Source organism: Alteromonas sp. G4i13, from assembly GCF_054960505.1.
On sequence record NZ_JBHNYX010000100.1, the window covers coordinates 1 to 1,308 of the forward strand.

Below are 1,308 nucleotides of genomic sequence, written 5' to 3' on the forward strand. Positions count from 1 at the left end.
CTGAGGGATCCCCACGAATTTAATTTCATATGCCTCCGGCCCAGGCTCCGTCAACTATGGAGCTGTACCATTTGAGTGCAGCTTTCCACTGTCGCATAGTAAATCGTATTCGACAAGCGACAGCCCTGAGTCCAAGGTAATGGAATGACAACACGCTCCTGGTTTCAGTGTTGGCTTGGAAGCGCCGATGCTTATTCGATGAGACAAGTATTATACCCAGTAATATAGCTACGAGTGACGCTAACGTCGTCAGCAATACCAGTATTGTTAGACGCTGCTTTTTCACGCTTTTATTCTGTTCATAGCCAAGCCCGAACTTCGTGCTTTTCATGTCTCTAAAGCCTTCTTCAATTTGCATTCGTTGCCTGTAAATGGCCACTACTTGTTTCGATAAGCTTCGGTGAGACGCCAGTGTTGTGGCTAATAGCCACGGGTCTTTCGCCCCTTGCGCATGGGCTTTTGAGCGTTTTGAGGCTTTACGTGTACCATCTGGATTTGAAGCATGACGCCCTTTAGATTTCTGTTTAAAAAGAACTAGCGTGCAGGCAAAGGGATTACTTCTTACTATTTGGCTGTTGTCAAAACGCTTCGGACGACAGGTTGCTTGAGTATAGAGATAGCGAATACACTGCCACGTATCTCCTCTATCAAGTGAATAAAAATGTGGCTTACGGATACGTCCAATAATGTCCCATCCAAGCGCCCTAACTGCCCTGAACCAAGGCGATTTATACCCTGCATCGGTAACGATAATGGGTCGGCAATTTGAAGGTAACATGGCGTGTAATGTCTTTAAGAATGCTTTGTGGGTGGCTGGTTTCTCTTTGGTCTTGTTGCAATGCACTTCTTGATAAAGTGTGACGGGCCGACCTTTTAAAGATATTGCCGCGCGTAAAAGAAAATGCGCTTTACGGTCGTCTAAATCTGACCAGTCGATTGAGATAACAGGGCGTGTTGTGTTGCCGCAAAATAGTTGGCATATAGATGCATAGATGAGCGGTGTTTCACTTACTAAATGCGGGTTTGAGAGCAAGCGGTCAGCACGTTTAATCCGATGTTTCTCAAAGGCTTTAGTCTTAATTCCTCGACCTATGCTGGTTACGGTCGCAGCGCTTCCATTAAGCAGACTTTTGACGCACGCCGTGACCGCACTTAGACGAGTTTTATGCATATTGTAGCTGACAAGCGATACGACATTGTTCACAATAGATAGAGCATTCATGGCTGTTTGGCCTCGGTGATTTTTGGCGATTGATCTGATCACCAAACGTCATGAATGTTCCTATCTTTTTTATCTCGCTGATATCG

The 1,308-nt window shown here is 45.5% G+C and carries 1 protein-coding gene; it reads right to left on the reverse strand.

Annotation, left to right across the window (positions count from 1 at the left end; translation table 11 throughout):
- Nucleotides 1–25: 25 nt before the first annotated feature.
- Nucleotides 26–1,222: an IS4 family transposase gene (locus ACFI6J_RS21440; RefSeq protein ID WP_462558617.1), complete on the reverse strand. Its 1,197-nt coding sequence runs from the start codon at nucleotides 1,220–1,222 to the stop codon at nucleotides 26–28.
- Nucleotides 1,223–1,308 lie beyond the last annotated feature (86 nt).